The organism is Paucibacter sp. B2R-40, from assembly GCF_025717555.1.
Taxonomy (GTDB): Bacteria; Pseudomonadota; Gammaproteobacteria; order Burkholderiales; family Burkholderiaceae_C; genus Paucibacter_A.
In genome coordinates this window covers 1-24,178 of the sequence record NZ_JAJIRP010000003.1, presented here as the reverse complement: position 1 = coordinate 24,178, position 24,178 = coordinate 1, and the positions used below count along the sequence as shown (strand labels likewise).

Sequence of the window (24,178 nt, the reverse complement as noted above, 5' to 3'; positions counted from 1 at the left end):
CCTCGGGAATCCCGAGCCGCAGCGGCGGTTTCTTTTTGTATTTCCAGCTTAGCGATAAATCATGGCCACTATTCCACTCACCACTTACGGTGCTGAAAAGCTCAAAGAAGAACTGTATCGCCTCAAGGGTGTCGAGCGGCATGCCGTGATTGCAGCCATCTCTGAGGCTCGCGCCCAGGGTGACTTGTCCGAGAACGCCGAATACGAAGCGGCCAAGGACAAGCAAGGCTTTATCGAGGGGCGCATCCTCGATATCGAAGGCAAGTTGGCGGCGGCTTTGATCATCAACCCGGCTGAAGTCGATGCGGGTGGTCGGATTGTGTTTGGCACCACGGTTGATCTGGAGGAAGAGTCCACAGGTGCAGCCGTAACTTACCAAATCGTCGGTGACGATGAAGCCGATTTGAAGTTGGGCAAGGTGTCGATCAGTTCTCCGATTGCGCGAGCCTTGATCGGCAAAGAGGAAGGCGACGTGGCCAGCGTACAGGCGCCTGGGGGCGTCAAGAATTACGAAGTGGTCAAGGTCCGCTACGTCTAAGTTCAAGCTTCAGCAAGCAGTGTTGCTGCGTCGATCACGCGCTGTATTGGCCGCTCTCTGGGGCGGCTTCTTGCTTTGTATCGCGGGTGTAGCTGCGCCGGCAGCGTTCGCGGTTTTGGAGCGAGCTCAAGCGGGCTTGATGGTCGGTCGGCTTTTTGCACTAGAGGCGCAGATCGCCATGGCGGCAGCATTGCTGCTGATCTTGATGGAGCGGCGCTTGGCGCGAGACACCGGTTCTAAGAACCTGTCCGCAGAATTCTTTTTGCCGGCCGGGGCGCTGTTTTGCACAGTGGCGGGCTATTACGCGCTGCATCCGATGATGGAGGCCGCTAAAGCCGGGCAAGGGCCATGGAGTTTCATGACCCTGCACGCTTTTTCCTTCGCATTTTTTGGTTTGAAGACCTTGGCTGTGCTGGCTTTGGCTTGGCGCACCAGCAGCCACATCAAGGTCTGAGTCCAAACAGTTTTACTTACTGATCCTGGGCGTTCTTTTTGACGCTGGTCAGGCGCTTCTTGGCGCGCTTGATCTCGCCACCTTGAGCGACCCGTTCGTTGCCAAGAACGCGCAACTTCTTGACTTGCGGTCGGTGGTTGCCACTCTTGGAGAATTTCACAATCTTGACCACGCGAGGACCGGCTTTACCGTCGGCGCGTTCGGCCTCTTCCAAGTCCGGCAGCGGCCGCCACAGCACCAGCAATTTGCCGATGTGCTGAATCGGCGCGGCATTGAGTTCCCCGCATAGGGACGCAAAAATGCTTTCGCGGTTGGCGCGGTCGTCCGAGAAGATGCGCACCTTGATCAGCCCATGGGCATTCAAGGCGGCGTCGGTCTCTTTGACGACAGCAGGGGTGAGTCCATCCGCGCCTATCATGACAACTGGGTCAAGATGATGGGCTTCGGAGCGTTTTTCCTTGCGCTGGGCAGGAGTCAATTGAATCGCAGGCATACGCGTATTATCCGTGCAACATGAAGATCAAGACTAAAAGCAAGAAACTTAATAAGACATGGTTGCATGAGCACATCAATGACCCCTACGTCAAGATGGCTCATCGCGATGGTTTTCGGGCGCGAGCAGCCTATAAGCTGAAGGAAATCGACGAAACCTTGAAACTGGTGCGCCCGGGTCAGGTGGTGGTCGATCTGGGCGCAGCGCCCGGCGCCTGGAGCCAATATTTGCGCCGCTGTTTTGCACCCAAGGAGGCCGGCATCGGCGGCGCCGCGGTAGGCAAGCTCAATGGCACCATCATTGCGCTCGACCTGACTGAGTGTGAGCCAATTGAAGGTGTGCAGTTCATACAAGGTGATTTTCAGGAGCAGGCCATTCTGGATCAACTGGAGGCTGCCTTGGCAGGCCGCGCGGTGGATTTGGTTGTGTCCGATATGGCGCCCAATTTGTCCGGCATTGAGAGTTCGGACGCGGCCCGGGTGGCGGGATTGGTGGAGCTGGCGATTGATTTCGCCCAGCAGCACCTGAAGCCAGAGGGCGCTTTGGTCGCCAAGGTCTTTCACGGCAGCGGCTACACCCAACTGGTTGAGCAATTCAAGGCGACCTTCAAAAAGGTCAAGCCAATCAAGCCAAAAGCGTCCAAGGACAGGTCCACCGAGACTTTTCTGATCGGCATCGGATTGAAACAGCCAAAGCGGTAATCCCTGGCTTTTGTAGCGGTCTATCAAAAGCAGAGTTGGCTCTTGACTGCAATAGAATCAACCCCATATGGCCGATAGCGATCGCAGAATTGCGGTCAGGTCTGAGTGAATTAAGGAGTCTCGGTGAACAATCAGTGGTTCTCGAAAGTAGCTGTTTGGGTAGTGATCGCACTGGTGCTGTTCACCGTTTTCAAGCAATTCGATCGGGGTGCAGCTCAGGGGGGCCAGATTGGCTACTCAGAATTCTTGGATGAAATCCAGGCGCACCGGATCAAGCAAGTGACCCTGCAAGAAGGTGGTGCCGGGACCGACATCCTGGCCGAGACCACCGACGGCAAGAAGCTGCGCGTGGCCGCCACCTATCTTGACCGAGGTTTGATCGGTGATCTGCGCAATAACGGCGTGAAGTTTGACGTCAAGCCGCGCGAGGAGCCATCCTTCCTGATCAGCATGTTGATCAGCTGGGGTCCGATGCTTTTGTTGATCGGTGTTTGGGTCTACTTCATGCGCCAGATGCAGGGTGGCGGCAAGGGCGGTGCGTTCAGCTTCGGCAAGTCAAAAGCCAAGTTGCTCGACGAAGCCCAAAACACCACCACGTTTGCCGACGTGGCGGGTTGCGATGAAGCCAAGGAAGAAGTCAAAGAGCTGGTCGACTTCCTGAAAGATCCGTCCAAGTTCCAAAAACTGGGTGGCCGTATTCCTCGCGGCGTGCTGCTGGTTGGCCCTCCGGGAACCGGCAAGACCTTGCTGGCCAAGGCAATTGCAGGTGAGGCCAAGGTGCCGTTCTTCGCAATCTCGGGCTCTGACTTCGTCGAAATGTTCGTCGGCGTCGGCGCGGCACGTGTGCGCGATATGTTCGAGCAAGCCAAGAAAAGTTCACCTTGCATCATTTTTATCGATGAAATCGACGCCGTTGGCCGCCACCGCGGTGCCGGCGTGGGTGGTGGTAATGATGAGCGCGAACAGACCTTGAATCAGATGCTGGTCGAGATGGACGGCTTTGAGACCAATATGGGCGTGATCGTGATGGCGGCGACCAATCGTCCCGACATTCTGGACCCTGCCTTGCTGCGCCCAGGCCGCTTTGACCGCCAGGTCTATGTGACGCTGCCCGATGTGCGTGGTCGCGAGCAGATTCTGAATGTTCATATGCGCAAGGTGCCGGTCGGTCAAGACATCCGTGCTGACATCCTGGCTCGCGGCACACCTGGTTTCTCGGGTGCTGATTTGGCCAATTTGGTCAACGAGGCCGCCTTGTTTGCAGCACGGCGCAATGGGCGCGTGGTCGAAATGGTCGACTTCGAGAAGGCCAAAGACAAGATCATGATGGGCCCAGAGCGCAAGTCCATGATCATGCCGGAAGAAGAGCGCCGCAACACCGCGTACCACGAAGCCGGTCATGCACTGGTGGCACGTCTGATGCCCAAGACCGACCCGGTGCACAAGGTCACCGTGATCCCGCGCGGCCGTGCCTTGGGTGTGACCATGCAGCTTCCAGAAGGGGATCGCTACAGCTTGGACAAGGAGCGCATGCTCTCGACCATCTCGGTGCTTTTTGGCGGTCGGATTGCCGAAGAAGTGTTCATGAACCAGATGACGACCGGTGCATCGAATGACTTTGAGCGAGCCACCGCGATTGCGCGTGACATGGTGACCCGTTACGGGATGACCGATGAACTCGGACCTATGGTGTATTCGGACAACGAAGGCGAAGTCTTTTTGGGCCGCTCGGTCACCAAGACCACCAATATGTCCGAAGAAACGATGCGCAAGGTGGATCTGGTGATCCGCCGCATCATCGATGAGCAATACGGTATTGCGCGTCGCCTGATCGAAGAAAATCAGGACAAGATGCACGCGATGGCCAAGGCCTTGTTGGAATTCGAAACCATAGACGCCGACCAGATCGAGGACATCATGACGGGCAAGGCTGCCCGGTTGCCCAAGGACTGGACACCTCCGAGTGGCGGCAAGTCCGACAGCGCCCCTCCTGCGGTGAGTACCGATACGCCGGCTGCAGCGGTCTGATTCGAAAAGGCTGAATTGTCAGCTTGAGCAGATGAATAGCTTCGGGGTCCGTCTTCACAGACGGACCCCGTTTTTCTAGGCAGTGCTACTTTGTTTTTTGTTGTCTATGCATTGGCAAACCACTCGTTTTCAAATTGATCTGAGTCGCCCCCGTGTGATGGGCATCGTCAACGTGACACCCGACTCCTTTTCCGACGGTGGTCAACATGCATCACCGGCATTGGCGATTGAATGCTGCGAACGCTTGGTGCTGGAAGGTGCTGACATACTCGACATTGGCGGCGAGTCCAGTCGGCCGGGAGCAGCCAGTTTGTCGATCGACGAGGAGTGGGTACGTATCGCGCCCGTGCTCGCGGCCGCTCTGACCCTGGGTGTGGCCGTTTCCGTGGATACCTGCAAGGCTGAAGTGATGTCACGCGCCTTGGACCTCGGTGTCGATGTCATCAACGATATTCATGCCTTGCAAGATCCGCAGGCCCTGAGCGTCGTTCAGGGGCATCCCAGCAGCGGAGTCTGCTTGATGCATATGCGCGGCACGCCCGCCACCATGCAGACCCTCACAGCCTATGACGATTTATTGGGCAATGTTGCGGGGTTTTTGGCTAACCGGGCGGCAGCCTTGCAGTTAGCTCAAATTGCGCCACAACGAATCGTTTTGGACCCGGGCTACGGCTTTGCCAAGACCACGGCGCAAAACTTCGAATTGCTGGCGCGCCAAGCGGAACTGCTGGATCTGGGTTATCCGCTCTTGGTGGGCTGGTCACGCAAGCGCGCCTTGGGCGATGTGACCGGCCGAGCGGTAGATCAACGTTTGGCGGGCAGCTTGGCGGCCGGCCTTGCTGCGATTGCGCAAGGCGCAAAGATTCTGCGTGTGCACGATGTCGCAGCAACTGTGGATGCGATCAAGGTTTGGTCGGCTGCATCGGCTCAAATGACGTCGCGTCATTTTGCTGAACGACAATAGTGCAATATCTTTCTAAAAGGGAAGCTCACAATGAGCCGTAAGTATTTTGGTACCGATGGTATTCGTGGCACGGTTGGTCAAGGCGCGATCACACCTGATTTCATGTTGCGTCTTGGTCATGCGGTTGGGCAAGTTTTGCGCAAAAACGGTGGGCGCCCCAGCGTCTTGATCGGCAAAGATACGCGTATCTCCGGCTACATGATCGAGTCGGCTCTTGAGGCAGGCTTTGCTTCGGCCGGCGTTGATGTCCTGCTGACCGGCCCCTTGCCGACACCCGGCGTGGCCTATATGACCCGCGCGCTGCGCCAGGATCTGGGCGTGGTGATCAGTGCCTCGCACAACCCGTTTGCCGACAACGGCATCAAATTCTTCTCTGCCAAAGGCGAGAAGCTCTCCGACGCTTGGGAGCAGGCGGTTGAATTGGCGCTGGAAGATCCGCCCACCTGGATTGATTCGGCCAACCTGGGCCGCGCGCGCCGGATTGCCGAAGCGCGTGGCCGCTATATCGAGTTTTGCAAGAACAGCTTTGGCCAAGATCTCAGCCTCAAAGGCCTGAAGATCGTCATCGATGCAGCCAATGGCGCGGCCTATCACGTGGCACCCGACGTGTTCCATGAGTTGGGCGCAGAAGTGATCTCGATTGGCTGCAGCCCCAATGGCTTCAATATCAATGACGGCTGTGGCGCGACGTCACCGGCGGCCTTGGTTGCTGCCGTCAAAGAGCATGGTGCGCACTACGGTGTGGCGCTGGACGGTGACGCCGATCGCTTGCAACTCGTTGACGCGCAAGGGCGTTTGTACAACGGCGATGAGCTGCTGTATTTGATGGTTGCAGACCGCTTGGCGCAAGGAGGCTCTGTGCCCGGCGCTGTCGGCACCTTGATGACGAATATGGCGGTCGAGCTGGCGATCAAGGCGCTGGATGTGGAATTTGTGCGTGCCAAGGTGGGCGACCGTTATGTGCTGGAAGAACTCAGCGCACGCGGTTGGCAGTTGGGCGGTGAAGGCTCGGGCCACCTCTTGGCTTTGGACAAACACACCACCGGTGACGGCATCGTCAGCGCGCTGCTGATTCTTCAGGCCGTGATGCGCACCGGCAAGAGCATGTCCGAGCTATTGGCGCCGGTCACATTGTTTCCGCAAGTCTTGATCAATGTTCGCCTGCAGCCCGGCCAAGACTGGAAGAGCAATGCCCAACTGGCTCGCGTACAAGCCGAAGTCACGGCCGAGTTGGCGGACCGCGGCCGGGTGCTGATTCGCGCCTCGGGAACCGAGCCTTTGTTGCGTTTGATGGTTGAGGCCAGCGACGGCGCGATGGCACAGCGCTGCGCTGAACGGCTGGCCGAAGCGGTCAAGGGCTGAGCGCCAGGGCTGGTTCAGCCGAAGGCATGAGCCAGCTGTGTCTGACCGAGTTGCCCGAGCGGGAGTTTGCTCAATGGCCGGTCAGAAGTCCAATCCATTCGTAGATCGCGTAGCGCACTCGCAAGAAGCCGTCGCCCGACGGTGCCCAATCAAGCAGCTCGGACATCCCGTCGCGCAGCAGTCCGACCGGGGCGGCTTGGATTTCCATGTCGTCCTGGGCCACTGCCTTGAACGCTCTCAATGAGCGCGGCATATGCTGCTCATGGGTCACCAAGATGATTTTCTTGATGCCATCGGCGCGTAGCATTTGCAGGCTGAGCGCGGCGTTTTCGCGTGTGTCGCGCGAGCCTCCTTCGACCCAGCGCAAGGTGATGCCAAACTCAGTTTGAGCGCTCGCCTTGGCAATCGAGGCCTCACTGTCCGCCAAGTGCTTGGCCGTCCAGCCAATGCCGCCGGAAAAGCCCAGCGGTGCCTGGATCTTCCTTGCCAGCCACACGCCCAGGCGCAGTCGCTCCAGGCTGATGGCGTTCAAGCTCGGACCGCCGTATTCGGGCACATATTGGCGCGCCCCTCCGCCCAGTACCAGCACGGCCACGTCAGCCTGGGTTTGGCTGCGAAGGGCAAGAGACGCAATCTCTTGTTCGCTGAGCGCGCCCGGAGCATGTAGCAGTTGCCGCGAGAGCAACTGCCCAACTGCCTCGCTGGCGCTGAACCAGATGCCCAGTACCCCTAGACCTATCGCCAGTTGCGCGCCAATTTTGTGTTTACTCGAGCGACGCAGCAGCAGCGTGCCGAGCAGGATCATCAATAGAAATGGCACCGGTGGCAGCGCCAAGGTCAAGGCAAATGGCTTGATTTGGTGAAGGAGCGAGACAAGATTCAAAATTGGTCCAATAACGACGGCAAATCAGGCTGTGAAAACTAACTACTAACGGCCCATCAAAGCAGTGCCATGGGTCGATTACATTCAATAATTGTGCCTTGCTGACGATGGATGGACAGGATGACAAGCCCGAACAATTCGAATACGCCCTTGGCCGCTAGCTCATGGCAGACTTGGCGGCGATGGCTTGCCGGCATTTTGGGTCTTGTGGGCTTGGTGTTCTTGCTTGCTTGGCTCGTCTTGCCGCGCTGGCTTCAGTCCACGGGGGTGGAATTGGCGAGCAAGGCGCTGGGCCGCAGCGTCAGCGTTCGGGCGGTGAGCTTTCAGCCCTGGACCTTGGCCTTGACGCTGGAGGGCTTGACCGTTGCGGGCACGGCCCAACAAAAAGATGCGCTGCTGGAGCTGGAAAGGCTAACGCTCAACCTGTCCGTCAGTTCGCTATGGTTTGGCAGCCCGGTGGTGGAATCTTTGACCCTCGTGCGACCAATTCTGCGTTTGACTCGGGTGGCGGCCGGCCATTACGACATTGATGATTTGATCGAGCGTTTCACCAAGCCCGCCGCGCAGCCCAAGCCTGATACCAAGCCCTTGGCGCTCGCGCTCTACAACATTGACTTGCAGCAAGGGGCGGTGCTGCTGGATGACAAGCCCACAGCAAGTCGCCACCAAATAGACCACTTGTTGCTGGACCTGCCCTTTGTTTCGACCCTGGCGGCCGATGTCAAGGTCAATGTTGAGCCACAAGTGTCCGGTCGATTGAACGGCGTTGCCTTCGGCGCCAAGGGCAGCGCCTTGCCATTTGCGCAGCAGCGTGTGGCAACACTTGATTTCAAATTGGATGGCCTGGATTTGGCTCCTTACGCCCCTTATGTGCCTGCTGCCTTGCCGCTGCGCTTGAAGCAGGGACGGGTGGATGCAGACTTGCATCTGAAATTTCAGCAGTCGCTTGGCAAGGTGCCCGAAGTTGCTCTGGCGGGACAAGTTAAATTGGCCCAGTTTGAACTGCAGGCCCCAACTGCGGCACCCGGCCTGTCCTGGCGCGAGTTGGAGCTGCAGTTGCTGGATGTCCAGCCTTTGAATCGGGTCGTCAAGCTCGGGGCGGTCAAATGGGTGGCCCCAAAAATGTCCATTTCAAAAGACGGCCGGGGCAGCATGCAACTGGCCGGAGTGGCGCTTGAGTCGGGTCAAGCCAAGGAACAGGACAAGGGACAAGATCAGCCTGCTGGCAATAGCAAGGCTGCGCCTTGGTTGCTGGCCATCGAGCGGTTCGATCTGAGCGCCGGAGGGCTGGATTGGCAAGATGCGTCCACCAAACCTGCTCTTGGCTTGACTGTGCAAGACATTGAACTTAAGTTGGGTGCCTTGGCCTGGCCATTGAATGCCACGACGCCGATCAATCTCGCAATGCGATTGCGTCCCCAAGGCGCTCCCGCATCGATGAAGTCTGCCAGCCTGGACGGGGCGGGCAAACTGGGTGCAGACGGTTTGAGTTTTGACTGGCAATGGCAAGACTTGGATTTGCAATGGCTAACGCCCTATCTGCAGGCTCAATTGCCGGGGCGAGTGCCGCTGCGGCTGGCCGGTATTTTGGCCGGCAAGGGGGGGCTGGCTGTGCAGCAGCCGTTGCTGCCCAAGCCAGAGCAAAGAGCGCAAGCGACGCTGGCTGACTTGCAATTGACTGGGTTTTCTTTGGGTGGCAAGACGGCGCGCGAACCTTTGCTGCGTCTTGCGGCCATGGATATCGATAGCCTCAATGTCGATCTAGCGGCTCGCAAGATCATCGTGGGTGATTTGAAGTTCAGCCGGCCGGCACTGGAGCTGGCGCGTAGCAAAGGCGGGCAGTGGAATTTTCAGGACTTGCTGCTGCCCCCTGTCAAAGAGCAGTCTGCGGGTCGCCCTTCAGACGGTGCGGCCGGCTCGCCCTGGGCGCTTCAACTAAAAGGGCTGAAGCTTGAGCAAGGCATGCTGCGTTTGCTGGACGCAGGCACCCATTTGGCGCCGAGTGCAGTGAGTGCTGAACAGATCAACTTGGATGTTCGCAATCTTGCGTGGCCGAATCCGGCCAAGGCGATGCCGGTCAATTTGAGTTTGAAGTTGGCTGCGATCAAGCGCGGCTCAGCCCCCATGGGGCAACTGCAATGGCAGGGTATGGCGAGTTTGTCGCCGCTGTCGGCGGGCGGCAGTTTGCGTCTCGAGCGCATGCCTTTGCATCTTTTGGATCCATACCTGGACCCCGCTTGGGGCCTGCATCTGCAAAAGGGCGAGTTGGGTCTGCGCGCTCAGTTCAATGCGAGTCAAACCCCGGCCGGCCTCAATGCGCAGGCGACGGCCAAGATGTTGGTGGCAGATTTGCTTTTGCATCAAGCGCGTGAGGTCGACGGGCAGGATGTGCTTGGCGAGGAGCTGCTGAGCTGGCAGGCCTTGAATTTGGACGGCATCAAGCTGCAACTCAAGGCCGGCAGCCCGCCACAGATTTCGGTCGCCGACGTGTTCCTGAACGACTTCTTTGCCCGGGTCATCATCAATGAGCAGGGTAAAGTCAATTTGCGCGATGTCGGCCAGGTCGAGCGCAAAGTTGCAATTCCTGCCGCGGCCGTGGCCGAGGCTGCCGCGACTGCGCAAGACTCAGCGGCCAGCGCAGCACCGCACATGCCGATTTCTATCGCGCAGGTTCGTGTCGCCAAAGGCCGGGTCGATTTCAACGACCGTTTCGTGCGGCCTAACTACAGCGCCCAACTGAGCGAGCTTCAAGGCAGCATGGGTGCGTTCAGCTCGGAGCGAGCCGAGCTGGCACCCTTGAGCTTGCAGGGACGTGTGGCCGGCACCGGTTTGCTGGACGTGGTCGGCAATGTCAATCCGCTCGGCAAGCCCCTGCTCTTGGATATCCGGGCTTCCGCCTCCGACATCGAGTTGGCCCCGTTGTCACCCTATGCCGCAAAATATGTGGGTTATGCGATCGAGCGAGGCAAGTTCTCGACCAAGGTGCAGTACAAGGTCGACGCGGGTGGCGCTTTGCAGGCCAACAACCAGATCATCTTGAACCAGCTGACCTTTGGCGAGCGCGTCGAAAGCCCGGATGCGACCAAGTTGCCGGTCTTGTTCGCGGTCGCCTTGTTGAAGGACAAGCATGGCGTCATCGACGTCGAAGTGCCCATCAAAGGCTCGATCAATGAGCCCGAGTTCAGTGTCGGCGGGGTGATCTGGAAGGTCATTGCCAACCTGCTGGGCAAGGCCTTGTCGGCGCCGTTTTCGCTTTTCAGCGGCAGCGCTGAGGCCGACCTCAGCCGGTTCGAGTTCGCCCCCGGCAGCGCCGAGGCACTGGCGCCCGCCAATCTCGATAGCGTCGCCAAAATGATGGAGGAGCGGCCCGGTTTGTCACTGACGATCAAGGCCTGGGCCGACCCTGCGGCAGAACGCGGCGCGCTGCAAGAGCGCCAGTTGGAGGCAGCCCTGTTGGCCGAGCGTAAACGTGAACTGCAGCGCGAGTTGCAGCGCCAAGCAAACGCGAGCTCGCCTCAGCAGTCCGAAGCAGCGCTGAGCCCGAATTTGAACGATGCCGACCGGGCGCGTTTGTTGAAATCGGTTTATGACTCGGCGAAGTTACCCAACAAGCCCAAGAACATGATCGGCTTTAGCAAGGATATTCCAGCGTCCGAGATGCGGACATTGTTGCTGTCGAGTTATGAGGTCAGCGAAGCGAGCGTGCGGGCGCTGGCCTTGGAGCGCGGTGTGATGGTGCGCGATGCCCTGATCAACAAGGGTCTGCCCAATAGCCGCATTTTCCTCGGCGCACCCAGTTTGCATGAGAGCAGTGCGCCGGCGGAAGCGGTCTGGCAACCTCATGCCGATTTGCAACTCAGTGCCCATTGACGGGCCTAAACGCCAGCCTCGGCTATGCTTTGCGCACTGCGATGCAATCACCACAAAGAAAGCCAAGCCAGACCATGAGCGAATTGCCTAAGAACCTGTCTCGAATTACCCTGGGCGGCGGCTGCTTTTGGTGCACCGAGGCGGTTTTCGAGCGCGTCAAGGGCGTGCACAAGGTCGAGTCCGGCTATTGCAACGGCCATGTGCAGCAGCCTACGTATGAACAAATTTGCGGCGGCAATACCGGCCATGTTGAAGTGGTGAGGCTTGATTTTGATGCTGCGCAAGTCAGCCTAACCGAATTGCTGGAAGTATTCTTTGCCATCCATGACCCCACCACCTTGAACCGCCAGGGCGCCGATGTCGGCACGCAGTACCGTTCTGGCATCTATACCCACAACAGCGAGCAAGAAAGCGTAGCGCGCGAGGTGCTGGCCGAAGCCCAGGTCGTGCACCAGGGACGGGTCGTGACCGAGTTGCTGCCCGAGCGCAATTACTGGCCCGCTGAAACTTATCACCAGCACTATTACGCCCGCAATCCCGAGCAGGGTTACTGTGCCTTTGTGGTGGCCGCCAAGGTCGATAAGTTTCTTGCCACCTTCGCGCGTTTGGTGCGTCCCGCTTGATTTGTCCGCTTGAGTCAGGCTTGGTGACTGCTGCCGTCTCTTGGGCCGATTTACGCTACGCCTACAGGCAGGGTGCGCTGCTGCAGTTCGAGGATTTCTCGCTGCCTATTGGTCAGCATTTGCTGCTGCGGGGCGGCTCGGGCACGGGTAAATCGACCTTGCTGGCTTTGTTGGCCGGTTTGCTGACGCCCTCCGCCGGTGCCTTGCTGCTGGCCGGGACTGCCTTGCAGACGCTCTCGCCGCGCCGGCTGGACGCTTGGCGCGGTGCCAACCTCGGGTTCGTGCCGCAACGCTTGCACTTGAGCGCCGCGCTCAGCGTGGCAGAGAATTTAAGCCTGCCCTATATCGCTGCCGGGCTGAGTCCGCAGCCGGGCAGGGCGGCCGAGTTGCTGGAGCGCTTGGGCCTGAGCGGCTTGGATAAACGCTTGCCGCATCGCCTCAGTGTCGGGCAGGCACAGCGCGTGGCATTGGCGCGCGCCTTGATGCGGCGGCCGCGTTTCTTGCTGGTTGATGAGCCAACTGCCAACCTCGACGATGACAGCGCCGCGCAGGTGATTGACTTGTTGACGCAAAGCGCCGCCGAACAGTCGGCCACCCTGATCTTGGCGACACATGACAGCCGCATCTCCGAGCGCTTTCTGGCCAGCGAAAATCAAATTTGGCGGGAATTGCACCTGCCTAAATCTGCCTCCAGCGCGTCAGTCCTATGAGTTTGATGCGACTGGCCTGGCGCTATCTATGGGCTCAACCCTTGACGGCGGCGCTGAATCTGCTTTTGCTGAGTCTAGGCTTGGGGGCGATTTGCTTTGTGCTCCTGGTCAGCGAGCAGATCGAGCAGGGCATGCGACGTGATCTGGCCGGCATCGACCTGATCGTCGGCGCCAAAGGCAGCCCGATGCAGATCATGTTGGCGGGCGCTTTTCATCTGGATGTGCCGACCGGCAATATCCCTTTCAACACGCTGCAGACCCTGCGTGCTCAGCCCTTGGTGGCGCAAGCCATCCCGCAGTCTTTGGGCGATAGCGTGCAGGGCTTTCGCATCGTCGGCAGCACGGCGCAGTATCTGGATCACTTCCAAGCGCGTTTTTCCAGCGGCCAGGCCTGGAGCGGCCCCATGCAGGCCGTGCTGGGCGCCGAGGTGGCTGCCAGCACCGGCCTCAAACTCGGCCAGACCTTTTCCGCCAGTCATGGCTTGGGCCTGCAAGGCAGCGCGCATGAGGAGCAGCTCTACACGGTGGTGGGGGTGCTGGCGGCCAGCGCCAGCGTGCTGGATCGCTTGGTGATTACCGACCTGTCTTCGGTGTGGCAGCAACATGAAAGCCATCACGACTCTGGCCATGAGCTCAGCGATGAGGAGCGCGAAATCACCCTGATTTTGCTGCGCTACCGCAGCCCCTTGGCGGCGGTTTCTATGCCGCGTTGGGTCAATGCGCAGCCGGGCCTGCAGGCTGCAGCGCCGGCACTCGAAACCGCCCGCTTGCTGCGCATGGTGGGTGCGGGGACCGATGTCTTGCGGGGCTTTGCGCTGGTCTTGCTGCTGGCGGCTGCTGCTTCGGTGTTTGTGGCCTTGCTGCATGCGGTGCGGGCACGGCAAAGCGATCTGGCCATGCTGCGTATGTTGGGCGCGCCGCCTTGGCGGGTCGCCCTGCTGGTGAGCCTGGAGGCGCTTGGCCTGGCTGCTATGGCGACCCTGTTGGGGCTGGCCCTGGGCCATGGTTTGACTGCGGTCTTGGGCGTGTTGCTGGCCGGGCAGCAGTCGTTGCACATCAGCGGTGCCTGGCTATCACCCTGGGAGGCCTTGATTCCCTTGCTTGCGCTGGGCTTGGCGCTGTTGGCCGCTGCTTGGCCGGCCCGGGCTGCCTTCAAGCTCGATGTCACCGATTTGCTGCAGGCTCCGAGATAACACCGGCGGGGCACAATCAGGCACTATGGAAACGACCTATGAGTAAATTGTTGCGAGTCGCGGCTCGCGCCTGCCTTGTGCTGGGCTCGTTGTTGGGTGCACCGCTGTGCCACGCTCAGCCTGCCCCGACGGTCGGCACAGGCCCGGGCTATCACGACCCCCGCAGCCCTATCAAGCCCTTGCAAGAGCGCGAGGGCGTGCTGGCCTGGGCTCTCTTGTCCTCAGTGTCAACCAAGGTCGAAAAGAACAGGCTGATTCCCGTCTTCCCGACCCGAGTGCTCGCGCTGGACAAACAAAAAGTCCGCGTGCAGGGTTTCATGATGCCGCTCGAACCGGGCGATAAACAGCAGCATTTTTTGCTCTCCGCCGTGCCCACTTCCTGTGCATTTTGCGTGCCCGCAGGTCCCGAGGGCTTGATCGAGGTGCACAGCAAGCAACCGGTGCGCTACAGCCTGGAGGCCATCACCATCGAGGGCCAGTTGTCGGTCTTGAGCGACGACCCTTACGGCATGTTTTACCGATTGTTGGATGGGCAGGCACTCAAGCCTTGAAGGTTTTTTGCCGCCTCTTGAAGCCTTTCGTCAGGCTGACTTGATCGCGCGGCGATAATCGCTCCCCAATGATTCAGCCGCATCACGCCCCAACACCCGCCCGCCAATTTTGGCTGGCCTGTTGGCTTGCGCTGGTCTTGTTGAGCTTTCAAACCCTCGGCCATCTGCACCGCCATGCACACGCGCATGGCGGGACCGTTGGCGTGGTCAAAGGCGTCTCGGCATTGGATGGCTGGGGCCATCAAAGTGGCGATCTGAGTTGCCAGCTGTTCGATCAACTCAGCCAGGACCACGCGACCGGCGGGCAGTTCTCGCTCGACGCTACGGCGCCAATGCATGTGCTGCCGGCGGCCACGCCTTGGGTCAATGGCGCGCCCGCCAGCTATTGGAAGCGCGGCGCCCGCGGCCCGCCTCTCTGGGCCTGAACTTCAGCGATGTTTCGGGCTGCTGGCCCGAATGAGTTCATGCCTGCGCCGCCCGCATCCAATCCAGCCGGGCGCGCATCTGGAGAGATAGATGTATTCCCATATTTTTTCGCGACGGGCTTTGGCCCTGGGCGCTAGCCTGCTTTGCCTGTCAATGTCGACTTGGGCGCAACAACAAGACGCTGTCGCCGCCTCGGTGAGCGAGCCAGGCCAAAGTGAAAAACTCGGCAAGGTCGTGTTGACCGGCAACCCTTTGCGCAGCCAAGAGCTGGCCCAGCCCAGCAATGTGCTGGAGGGGGACGCGCTGATTCTGCGCCGTGGCTCGACCTTGGGTGAAACGCTGGAAGGGTTGCCGGGTCTGTCCTCCAGCTATTTCGGCCCGAACAGCAATCGCCCGACGATTCGCGGCCTGGACGGTGACCGGGTCCGCATGCTGAGCAATTCGGGCGCCTCGGTGGACGCGTCGAGTCTGAGTTTCGATCACGCCGTGCCGCTGGATCCCTTGGTGATCGACCGCATCGAGGTCTTGCGCGGTGCGGCGGCGCTGCTGTATGGCGGCAATGCAATTGGCGGCGTGGTCAACACCATTGACAACCGGATTCCGCGGCAGGCGCAAGTTGGCCTGAGCGGTGCGTCCGAGTTACGTTTGGGCGGCGCGGCCGCCGAGCGCAATGGCGCGATCGTCCTCGAAGGTGGTGACAAGCGCTTGGTCTGGCATGCCGATGCGTCGGCCAGGCGCGCCGATGATCTGCGCGTGCCCAGCTTCACGGCCGATGGCGTCACGGCCCAATCGGTGCGCAATTCGGCCTCCGACAGCCACGGCGGGGCCTTAGGCGCCTCGCTGCTGTTTGCCAACGGCTATGCCGGGCTGTCGGTGGATGACTCGCGCAATAACTACGGCGTCACTGTAGAACCCGACGTGACGGTGCAAATGCAGCGCCAGCGTTTATCGGCCGCCGGTGAGTGGCGAGTCGATGCGCAGGGCTCACCGCAAGCATCAGGAGCACTGCTGCAGCGCTTGACCTGGAGCATGGGCAGCACGCGTTATGAACACCGCGAGGTCGAGGGCACGGGCGCGGTCGGCACTGTCTTCAAGAGTACCGGCAAGGACTTGCGGATCGAGTTGGCCCATGCCCCATTGGGGTCCTTGCAAGGCGTCGTCGGCCTGCAGTGGGAGGATTCGGATTTCTCGGCCCTGGGTGCCGAGGCCCTGGTGCCCAGCACCAGCACCCGCAATGGCGCCGTGTTTGTGCTGGAGCAGTTCAGCAGCGGGCCTCTGGCCCTGTCCGCCGGCGCCAGGCTGGAATCGGTGCGGGTGGACTCGCGTGGTGATGAGGCCTCGACCGGGGAGGAGGCGCGCTTCGGGGCGGCCACTCGGCACAGCTTCAGCCCGCATAGCCTGTCCTTGGGTGGCAGCTATAAATTGCTGGGCGAAGCGGGCGGCAGCAAGTCCGCCACGAGCAAGGGCCTGAATCTGACGGCCAATTTGAACAGTACCGAGCGCGCGCCGATGTTCTATGAGCTGCATGCCAACGGTGTGCATGTGGCCAGTGGCGCGTTTGAACGAGGTGACGCCCATCTGCGCACGGAGAGCGCACTCGGCCTTGACCTGGGTCTGGTCTGGCAGGGCAGCCAACAAATGCTGAGGCTCAATGTCTTTCGGACCAAGTTCTCGCGCTATATCGCCTTGGATGCGACCGGCGTGCAAATCGAGACGGACGGCCAGTCGCTGCCCGAATACGCCTTCAAGTCGGTGCCGGCCTTGATGCAGGGCTTTGAGTTGGAGGGGCGCTTCGACCTGCCCGAATTGCTGGCCGGCGTCCAGCTGAGCCTGACGGCGCAGCTGGACGGGGTGCGGGGCGAGAACCGCGAAACCGGCGAGGCCTTGCCGCGCTTGGCGCCGCTGCGCGCCAGCCTTGGCCTGGACGCTCAGCAAGGCCTGTGGTCAGGCCGCTTCGAGCTGAGAATGGCCGCGCGTCAGGACCGGGTGCCGGCGCTTGACAGCCCGACCGCGGGCTACGGCCTCGTCAAACTGAGTCTGGCGCGGCAGTTCCGGCTCGCCGATGTCGACGGGCTTTGGTATCTGAAACTGGACAACCTGGGCAACAAACTCGCCTATAGCGCCAGCTCGGTGGCCACCATCCGCGACTTGAGCCCCTTGCCGGGGCGCTCCGTGCATACGGGTGTGCAAGTGCGGTTTTGAGCTTTTTTCAGGGTGCCAGTCTCTGTTTGATCCACTTGCCGTCTTGCAATCGGTAACTGAGCCTGTCGTGCAGGCGGGACTTGCGTCCCTGCCAGAATTCCCAGGCTTGGGGCTGCAGCCGGTAGCCGCCCCAATGCGGGGGGCGCTGCGGGTGCAGACCATGCTGGAGTGCGGCCTTGGCTGCATTCGCCACCAGCACGCCGCGCGAACTGATGACTTGGCTCTGCGGCGAGGCCCAGGCCCCCAAGCGTGAGTCCAAAGGGCGCGACTGATAGTAAGCATCGGATTCGGCCGCATCAATGCGCGAGACCTGACCCTCGATCCGCACCACCCGCTCCAACTCCACCCAATGGAATTGCAGTGCGGCATGCGGGTTGAGTGCCAGCTCTTGCCCTTTGCGGCTCTCATAGTTGGTGAACCATACGATGCCGCGCTCGTCAAAGCCTTTGATCAAGACGATGCGGGTCGACGGCCGTCCATCCGCGCCGACCGTGGCCACCGTCATCGCGTTAGGTTCGGGTACGCTGCTGACCAACGCATGGTCCAGCCATTGTTTGAATTGGATCAGCGGCTCATGAGCGGCCAGATCCTCGTCGAGTTCACCTTGCTCGTAACTCTTTCGCAGGTCGGATAGCTTGTTCATGCCCCGAGTATCCAATGAAGTTGCCAAAGCTTGGTAGTCAAGGCGGGTAGAACACCTTAGGTAAAGGTACCACTGGCAGCTGCAATGTTCGTACGGCATGCTATGCGCACAAGCGGTAAAGCTCGGCGCAATGATCGGGCGGCGCTGAGGGTGTCCAAAGGAAAATTGAGAATGGCGAAACGACGACCGGCGGTGATTGTGCTGGCGGCAGGACGAGGCATGCGGTTCTTGGGGCAAGGGCATAAGCTTGAGCAGCACTTGGGCGGCGAGCTTGATCCAGCCAGCGCTTCGGCGACGGACACCGTGCTGGCCCAGACCCTGGCCCATGTCATTGAGACCGGCATGCGGGTGGTCGTTGTGACCACCCAAAAGCTGGTTCCCTTGGTTCAGCCCTTGATCGCGGCTCGTGATGTCGTGGCGATTCCGGAATTCGACAGTCAAGGCCGCGCCACGCCGATCGGCATGGGTTATTCGATTGCGGCCGGTGTCGAGGCAAGCGGCGACGCTGACGGCTGGTTGATCGTGCCGGCCGATATGCCTTTGCTGCGTCCCGCCAGCATGCTGGCCGTGGCGGCCGCGCTGGAGCATTACCCGGTCGCTTACGCGCAGCATCATGGGCGGCGCGGGCACCCGGTGGGTTTCAGTGCCGAACTCTATTCTGAATTGATCGATCTGCAGGGGGACGAAGGCGCGCGGCGCATCGTCGCGCGCTACCCTTCGCAGGCGGTGGAGGTGGACGATCCCGGCGTGCTGATCGACGTCGATACGGTAGAGGATTTGGTCCGGCTACAGAGTCAAATCGGGCTGACTGAACTAACGGGACCGAGTGGGCCGAAGGGGTTGAAGGGGCTCGGTGATCAGGGGCGCACAAAGACCGTGCAGGGCAGCTAGGCGCCACTGGCGTTCAAGCTCCGCATCGCGCAAGCCATGCTGGCGCAGTCCCTCGACGGTACGCAGCAGGTAGTCCAGGGTCGTGCCGTAGCGGCCCTGTGCATGTTCGAAGATGTGCAACAAGTCGGCGTCGCTCAGCGCGCCCACATAGCCCGGACTTTGGCGCGCCAGCGTGAAGCTCAGCGCCAATTGCGGCCCGTGCGGGGTTTGGCAGTTGAGCCAGCGCGGCTCGTAGGAGCCAATCACCATCTCGCGTGCCCACAACTCATTCAACAAGGCCGCGCTCTGCGCCGGCTCCACACGGTAAATCAAACCCCGGCAACTGCCGCCTGACAGCAGCGCCAGCACCAGGCCCGGCTGAGCCGCATTGCCCCGGTTTACCAGCGAGCGCAGGCGCAGTGCGCGGTGGTAACCATGCACTTGAGCGGGCAAGGTGTTGGCCGGCGTGAAACCGGGTTTCCAAATCAAGGAGCCATAGGCAAACAGCAGCAAACCTTGTTTGCGATCCCATTGCGTCTGGGCAATTCTCAGCAGCTCTTGGCTGCGCAGAGGAAGCGGGGGCGCCAAAGTGCCGGCAAGTTTGCTGCTTGAATTGTTCATCTTGTAGCTCATGCTGCCACAAACTTTGAGCCTTCTGCCCGGTTTTTGCTTGGGGCTTACACGCTTGCGGCGGTTTCAGGGGCGGGGACAATGCAAGGATTGTTTGAACCCGTCGCGCGACGCCACCTCCGAGCCCGCACTTGATATTGCCATTGAACTTTCTGTGCCGGGCCATGCTTTGCTTGCTTGTTGGCTTGCTGACGCGACCGGTGCAAGGTGAGACGCTTGACTCCAGCACGCTGCGCAAGATCCGCGATACCGGCGTGATCGTGCTCGGCTACCGGGTTGATTCGGCGCCGTTTTCCTATCTTGACGAGAAGTTGCGGCCGATCGGCTATTCGCTGGATATTTGCGGGCACATCATTCGGGCCATCAAGACGCGCTTGGAGAATCCCGACTTGGAGCTCAAGCTGGTGGCCGTATCTTCGGCCACACGCATGCCCTTGGTGGCCAATGGCTCGGTGGACTTGGAGTGCGGCGTCACCACCCATACCGTGGAGCGCCAAAAGACGCAGGCCTTTTCGTTGACCACCTTTGTGGCCGAGACCCGGCTGCTGTCCAAGCGCAGCGCGGGCGTGCGCGTTTTGGCGGACCTGCGCGGCAAGCCGGTCGCCTCGACGATCGCCACGACCAGCATTCAATTGCTGCACCAGGCCAATTTGAATCAGCAACTCGGTCTGAAGATTCTGGTCGGCCAGGATGACCGGGATGCCTTTCGCCTGCTGCAAAGCGGGCGCGCGGCGGCCTATGCAATGGATGATGTGCTGCTGCGCATGTTGCTGCTCAGCGTTGCCAATCCGGGCGACTATGAGATTTCTGTCGAGGCTTTTTCGCTCGAACCCTATGCCATCGGCTTACCGCGTGGCGATGCCGGCTTCAAGGCTTTGGTGGACGCATCGATTGCTGGCCTCTACCAGCGCGGCGAGATACAGGCCATCTATCGCAAATGGTTTGAGTCCCCAATTGCGTCGCGCGGCCTGAATCTGCAAATGCCAATGAGCGAGGCGTTCAAACGCGTGATCGACAAGCCGACGGATGCCGTCGACCCGCAGCATTACCGGTAAAAAAATCAGCGAAATCGGTCCAGCTCAATCGCATGCCGATGCAGCTTGTCGTAGAGCGTCTTCTTGGCGCAACCCAGCAGCTCCATGGCCGCCGGCACCCGGCCCTGGCAGCGCCGCAGTGCTTGTTCGATCAAGGTTTTCTCAACCTGGTCCATTTGCTGAGCCAAGCTGACACCGGCCGGCGCCAGTGCCGCTTCGATGTTGGCCCCTTCGCTGCTGGCAATGTCCAGCACAAAGCGGTCGGCGGCGTTGCGCACCTCGCGTACATTGCCGGGCCAGTCATGCGCCATCAGCTCGCGCAGACGCTGCGGGCTCAACTCCGGGGCTTGGCGCTCGTAGCGGCTGCTGGCGAGTGCGACGAAATGCTCGAACAAGAGTGCGATGTCTTCGCGCCGCTCGCGCAGTGGCGGCAGCTGCAAGGTGGCAACATTGAGCCGGTAATACAGGTCACCGCGGAATTTTTGCTGCTCGCTTAAAGACCGCAAATCGGCCTTGGTGGCGGCAATCACGCGCACATTGACCGGCAACTCATCGTTCGAGCCCAGGCGCTCAACGCGGCGCTCCTGCAAGACCCGCAGCATCTTGATCTGCAGCACCATCGGCATGGTCTCGATCTCATCCAGCAGCAGCGTGCCGCCGTTGGCATGCTCGATCTTGCCGATGCGCCGCTTGGCCGAGCTGGTGAAGGCGCCCGGCTCATGGCCGAACAACTCGCTCTCGAACAAGGCCTCGGGGAAGCCGCCGCAGTTGATGGCGACAAAGTTGCGGTCGCGCCGCGCACTTTGGTCGTGCAAGCAGCGTGCCACCAGTTCCTTGCCGGTGCCGGTTTCGCCCAGAATCATCACGTCGGCCGAGGTGTCCGCCAGATTCAAGACCTGGCGCCGCACGTTTTGCATCGCCGCCGAGTTGCCCAGCAGCACTGCTTCCATGCCACTGCGCCGCTGCAGCTGGCCGCGCAACTCGTCCACCGCCACGCGCAGCACGCGTTTGTCCAGGGCGCGGGTCAAGGCGTCGACAAAGCGCTCGGGGGCAAAGGGCTTTTCGATGAAGTCATAGGCGCCGGTACGCATCGCCCGCACCGCCATCGCCACATCGCCATGCGCCGTCACCAGCACGACCGGAATGCTGGCGTCGGTGGCCATCACATGATCTAACAAAGCCAGCCCGTCCATGCCGGGCAGGCGCACATCGGTCGCCACCACCAGCTGCGCGCCCGGCTGGATATGCGGCAGCGCCTCTTCTGCCGAGCCACAGGCCAGCACTTCCAAGCCGGCCAACTCCAGCGTTTGGGCCAGACTGGCGCGCACCGGCGGGTCGTCCTCGACAAACAAGACCTTGAATCCCTCAAACATGCGCGCCATCCCTTCTGCTGACTTCCAGGTCGAATTCGAACGTCATACCGCCACCGGCCTGTGTCGTATTGGCCCAGGCCCGTAGGCTGCCGCCGAATTCATGAATTATTTTCGATGAAATCACCAGGCCCAGGCCGAGGCCTTGGCCGGCCGGTTTGGTGGTGAAGAACGGCTCAAACAAGCGCGGCAACAGCTCGGCCGCTAGGCCGGCGCCGGAGTCCGAGATTTGCACCAAAACCCGCCTGCCCGCGCTGTTGTCGAGGGGCGCTGCGCCGATGTGGAGTCGTTTGACGGCGGCGTCCTTCATCGCATCCATCGCATTGCCCAGCAGGTTGACCAGAACCTGCTCCAGCCGGTTGGCCTCGCAGCGCAGTAGCAATTCTGCGTTGACATCGACGCTGAATTCAATTCCTTCGGTCTTGATGCGATGCTCCAGCAGCAAGCGCGCTCCGCTGACTGCGCGGCTCAAGGATACCGGCGCATGCGCTGCCTCGGCCTTGCGCGCAAAGCTCTTGAGCTGGCGGGTGATGCCCGTCATGCGCTCCACCATCGCGTCGATGCTGGTCAGGTTCTCGGCCACGCTGTCACTGCGGCCCTTTTCCAGCAACAGCAAGCCATTGCGTGACAGTGCGCGCATCGCGGTCAAAGGCTGATTGATCTCATGCGCAATGCCGGCCGACATCTGCCCCAGCACCGCCAGCTTGGCCGACTGCATCAACTCATCTTCGGCCTGCAGGCGCTGCGCGATTTGGCGCTTGAGCTCTTGGTTGGTCTGGCTCAGCTCTTGGGTACGGGCGTCCACCTGACGCTCCAGCTGCGCGTGTGCCAGTTGCAATTCGCTGCTGGCCGCAAACAGCTGGGCGTGCGCCCGCCGCCGTGAGGCCAGGTAGAGTGCCAGCATGCCGATCGACGCGCCAACCGCTGCGCCGCCCCAAGCCGCATAACGCGCCTGACGCAAGACTTCGGTGGGGTCCGAGAGCGTCACCAGGCGCAGCGCGAGCGCGAGCACGGAGCGTTCTTGTGCCAGCAACTGCGTGGGGGCGGCGCCGCCAAGCAAGCCGGTTTGGGCCAAACTCGACAGGGCGACCAAGACCGGTGCTTGCTGCAAATCCTCGTGGACAAACACTCCCAGCGGCCCCCCGATTGGGCCGATATAGCGCGGCGACGCTTGCATCTCAATCAATTGTTCGGCGCTGCGGGGGTTCAGCAAATGGTTTCGCCACTGCGGCACCGATGACATGATGACCACCTCCTTGTCATCGACGACCAGGATTTTTTCACCCTGCGAGCGCAGGCCTTGATCTACCCAGGTGGCCTCCAGTGGCGCCAGGTTCTGCATCACCACCGCTTGACCGAGTGGGCGGCCGCTGCGCCTGAGGGTGTGCATTAAGAAGTAATTGCTGCTGCCATTGGCCTCATCGGCGGCGAAAAAATGAGCGCTGGTTTGTTCCGCTCCGATAGCCAAATAGCGTGCAAATCGCTGCGCTGCCGCGAAGGATGCACTGTCAGCCGCGCCGCCGTCGCTGGCGGACAAGACTTGACCCTCGCGGCCGAGCACGAAGCTCAGGCTCAAGCCGGCCCGTACTTTGATGCCGGCCAGCTTGCGGTTTGCGCGGCGGCGCAAGTCGGCGTCGTCGGGCGCGTTCAGCAAGGCCTGGATGTCGGTGTCGATGGCTATCAGGCTGGGCAAATAGGCGTGACGCGCCAACTCGGCCTCCAAGCTGGCAGCGTACAACTCCAGGCGCTCGGCCCCTACGGCCGCCAATTGCGCCATGCCTGCCCGTTCGCTCCAGCGCTGGCCGAGCAGCAACCCCAGTCCGACCATGGCGATCAGCGCCAGCGTCAGATAGCTCATCAAGCCGGGGCTGTGCATGCCAAGGCCGAAGCGGCACATCAGGCGGCTCGGCCACCTTGCCCTGGCGGGCGGAGAAAAGGAATCGAAGGGCGGTTTCATGCTGCGAAGGTCGAGGGCTGCGTAGTGTGCCTAATGCGCGCGCATCTGTCCCCATTGATCGTGGGAAGAATTTTGTGCGCGCGCCTGCGAGAGTCAGTGAAAGTCTGCGGTTTGTGTCGATGTCCGCACTGCACCTGGGTTCGCAGTGTCGATTTCCGCCCGCTGCTTGATTTCGCGCACTGGCAAAGCTTGTCGGCCCCATGGAGGGGCCTCGGTGAATACCCGCGCACCCTGACTTTTGGCATGTGGCTTGCAAGCTAGCAGCGCAGTTCGACAATAGATTCGCACATAAAGGAAGACAGCAATGGAAACTTTTTTGCAACAGATCATCAATGGTCTGGTGCTGGGCAGCATGTATGCCTTGGTGGCCTTGGGCTACACCATGGTTTACGGCATCATCAACCTGATCAATTTCGCCCATGGCGAGATCTTGATGGTGGGCGCGCTGGTCAGCTGGACCGTGGTGGGGGCGCTGGCCGACACCGGCATGCCGGGTTGGCTGATGATGCTGATCGCGCTCGCCTGCGCCGTCGTCATCTGCACCACGCTGAACTTCCTGGTCGAGAAGATTGCTTACCGGCCGCTGCGCAATGCACCGCGCTTGGCTCCTCTGATCACCGCGATGGGCATGTCGCTACTGCTGCAAACGCTCGCGATGATCATCTGGAAGCCGAAC

At 60.8% G+C, this 24,178-nt stretch carries 22 protein-coding genes; 16 read left to right on the top strand and 6 right to left on the bottom strand.

Translation table 11 applies throughout. From position 1 onward, the window contains the following. Nucleotides 1–61: 61 nt before the first annotated feature. Both greA and LNV09_RS06655 read left to right on the top strand, forming a co-directional pair. Nucleotides 62–538 carry a transcription elongation factor GreA gene (gene greA, locus LNV09_RS06660; RefSeq protein ID WP_263556312.1) on the top strand — a complete coding sequence of 159 codons (477 nt, stop codon included), beginning with the start codon at nucleotides 62–64 and terminating at the stop codon, nucleotides 536–538. A 19-nt stretch (nucleotides 539–557) separates the two neighbouring features. Further along, nucleotides 558–992 (top strand): DUF4149 domain-containing protein, encoded by a 435-nt coding sequence (locus tag LNV09_RS06655; protein WP_263556311.1) that lies wholly within the window; start codon nucleotides 558–560, stop codon nucleotides 990–992. Between the two features lie 16 nt (nucleotides 993–1,008). Here LNV09_RS06655 and LNV09_RS06650 read toward each other — a convergent pair whose 3' ends face one another. Continuing rightward, the gene (locus tag LNV09_RS06650) at nucleotides 1,009–1,485 is read right to left on the bottom strand and encodes a YhbY family RNA-binding protein (RefSeq protein WP_263556310.1); all 477 of its coding nucleotides are present in this window, start codon (nucleotides 1,483–1,485) and stop codon (nucleotides 1,009–1,011) included. Nucleotides 1,486–1,505: 20 nt separating this feature from the next. On the opposite strand from LNV09_RS06650, the gene LNV09_RS06645 reads away from it, so the two are divergent. From LNV09_RS06645 to glmM, 4 genes are all read left to right on the top strand, one after another. Continuing rightward, nucleotides 1,506–2,186, top strand: coding sequence for an RlmE family RNA methyltransferase (locus tag LNV09_RS06645; protein WP_263556309.1), 681 nt, complete (start codon nucleotides 1,506–1,508; stop codon nucleotides 2,184–2,186). A gap of 123 nt (nucleotides 2,187–2,309) precedes the next feature. Beyond that, nucleotides 2,310–4,214: an ATP-dependent zinc metalloprotease FtsH gene (gene ftsH, locus LNV09_RS06640; RefSeq protein ID WP_263556308.1), complete on the top strand. Its 1,905-nt coding sequence runs from the start codon at nucleotides 2,310–2,312 to the stop codon at nucleotides 4,212–4,214. Between the two features lie 106 nt (nucleotides 4,215–4,320). After that, nucleotides 4,321–5,178 carry a dihydropteroate synthase gene (gene folP / locus LNV09_RS06635; protein ID WP_263556307.1) on the top strand — a complete coding sequence of 286 codons (858 nt, stop codon included), beginning with the start codon at nucleotides 4,321–4,323 and terminating at the stop codon, nucleotides 5,176–5,178. A 30-nt stretch (nucleotides 5,179–5,208) separates the two neighbouring features. Continuing rightward, nucleotides 5,209–6,540, top strand: a complete 1,332-nt coding sequence (glmM, locus tag LNV09_RS06630; RefSeq protein ID WP_263556306.1) for a phosphoglucosamine mutase — start codon at nucleotides 5,209–5,211, stop codon at nucleotides 6,538–6,540. 70 nt (nucleotides 6,541–6,610) lie between these two features. On the opposite strand, the gene LNV09_RS06625 is transcribed toward glmM, so the two are convergent. Beyond that, nucleotides 6,611–7,423, bottom strand: coding sequence for a YdcF family protein (locus tag LNV09_RS06625; protein WP_263556305.1), 813 nt, complete (start codon nucleotides 7,421–7,423; stop codon nucleotides 6,611–6,613). A 111-nt stretch (nucleotides 7,424–7,534) separates the two neighbouring features. On the opposite strand from LNV09_RS06625, the gene LNV09_RS06620 reads away from it, so the two are divergent. From LNV09_RS06620 to LNV09_RS06590, 7 genes are all read left to right on the top strand, one after another. Next, nucleotides 7,535–11,293: a DUF748 domain-containing protein gene (locus tag LNV09_RS06620; RefSeq protein ID WP_318023273.1), complete on the top strand. Its 3,759-nt coding sequence runs from the start codon at nucleotides 7,535–7,537 to the stop codon at nucleotides 11,291–11,293. A 74-nt stretch (nucleotides 11,294–11,367) separates the two neighbouring features. Beyond that, complete coding sequence (gene msrA, locus LNV09_RS06615; RefSeq protein WP_263556303.1) at nucleotides 11,368–11,916, top strand: peptide-methionine (S)-S-oxide reductase MsrA; 549 nt, start codon at nucleotides 11,368–11,370, stop codon at nucleotides 11,914–11,916. A 23-nt stretch (nucleotides 11,917–11,939) separates the two neighbouring features. Further along, nucleotides 11,940–12,626: an ABC transporter ATP-binding protein gene (locus tag LNV09_RS06610; RefSeq protein WP_263556302.1), complete on the top strand. Its 687-nt coding sequence runs from the start codon at nucleotides 11,940–11,942 to the stop codon at nucleotides 12,624–12,626. Continuing rightward, nucleotides 12,623–13,819 (top strand): FtsX-like permease family protein, encoded by a 1,197-nt coding sequence (locus LNV09_RS06605; protein WP_263556301.1) that lies wholly within the window; start codon nucleotides 12,623–12,625, stop codon nucleotides 13,817–13,819. The genes LNV09_RS06610 and LNV09_RS06605 overlap by 4 nt, the downstream gene beginning before the upstream one ends. Before the next feature lie 38 nt (nucleotides 13,820–13,857). Next, nucleotides 13,858–14,370, top strand: a complete 513-nt coding sequence (locus LNV09_RS06600; protein ID WP_263556300.1) for a DUF3299 domain-containing protein — start codon at nucleotides 13,858–13,860, stop codon at nucleotides 14,368–14,370. Between the two features lie 68 nt (nucleotides 14,371–14,438). Beyond that, entirely contained in the window at nucleotides 14,439–14,795 is a 357-nt protein-coding gene (locus LNV09_RS06595; protein WP_263556299.1) for a hypothetical protein, read from the top strand. Between the two features lie 91 nt (nucleotides 14,796–14,886). Next, nucleotides 14,887–16,998 (top strand): TonB-dependent receptor, encoded by a 2,112-nt coding sequence (locus LNV09_RS06590; RefSeq protein ID WP_263556298.1) that lies wholly within the window; start codon nucleotides 14,887–14,889, stop codon nucleotides 16,996–16,998. 7 nt (nucleotides 16,999–17,005) lie between these two features. On the opposite strand, the gene pdxH is transcribed toward LNV09_RS06590, so the two are convergent. Next, nucleotides 17,006–17,641: a pyridoxamine 5'-phosphate oxidase gene (pdxH, locus tag LNV09_RS06585; protein ID WP_263556297.1), complete on the bottom strand. Its 636-nt coding sequence runs from the start codon at nucleotides 17,639–17,641 to the stop codon at nucleotides 17,006–17,008. Nucleotides 17,642–17,812: 171 nt separating this feature from the next. On the opposite strand from pdxH, the gene LNV09_RS06580 reads away from it, so the two are divergent. After that, the gene (locus tag LNV09_RS06580; protein WP_263556296.1) at nucleotides 17,813–18,532 is read left to right on the top strand and encodes a nucleotidyltransferase family protein; all 720 of its coding nucleotides are present in this window, start codon (nucleotides 17,813–17,815) and stop codon (nucleotides 18,530–18,532) included. Here LNV09_RS06580 and LNV09_RS06575 read toward each other — a convergent pair. Beyond that, nucleotides 18,455–19,132 carry a gamma-glutamylcyclotransferase gene (locus tag LNV09_RS06575; RefSeq protein ID WP_263556295.1) on the bottom strand — a complete coding sequence of 226 codons (678 nt, stop codon included), beginning with the start codon at nucleotides 19,130–19,132 and terminating at the stop codon, nucleotides 18,455–18,457. The genes LNV09_RS06580 and LNV09_RS06575 overlap by 78 nt on opposite strands. 173 nt (nucleotides 19,133–19,305) lie before the next feature. On the opposite strand from LNV09_RS06575, the gene LNV09_RS06570 reads away from it, so the two are divergent. Beyond that, the gene (locus tag LNV09_RS06570; protein ID WP_263556294.1) at nucleotides 19,306–20,196 is read left to right on the top strand and encodes an amino acid ABC transporter substrate-binding protein; all 891 of its coding nucleotides are present in this window, start codon (nucleotides 19,306–19,308) and stop codon (nucleotides 20,194–20,196) included. 5 nt (nucleotides 20,197–20,201) lie between these two features. On the opposite strand, the gene LNV09_RS06565 is transcribed toward LNV09_RS06570, so the two are convergent. Together LNV09_RS06565 and LNV09_RS06560 are read right to left on the bottom strand one after the other, a co-directional pair. Further along, complete coding sequence (locus LNV09_RS06565) at nucleotides 20,202–21,548, bottom strand: sigma-54-dependent transcriptional regulator (protein ID WP_263556293.1); 1,347 nt, start codon at nucleotides 21,546–21,548, stop codon at nucleotides 20,202–20,204. After that, nucleotides 21,541–23,502, bottom strand: coding sequence for a sensor histidine kinase (locus tag LNV09_RS06560; protein ID WP_263556292.1), 1,962 nt, complete (start codon nucleotides 23,500–23,502; stop codon nucleotides 21,541–21,543). Before LNV09_RS06560 ends, LNV09_RS06565 begins: the two co-directional genes overlap by 8 nt. Nucleotides 23,503–23,806: 304 nt before the next feature. Between LNV09_RS06560 and LNV09_RS06555 the strand changes: the two genes are divergently transcribed. Next, on the top strand, nucleotides 23,807–24,178 hold a 372-nt coding region (locus LNV09_RS06555; protein WP_411969230.1), incomplete at its 3' end, for a branched-chain amino acid ABC transporter permease.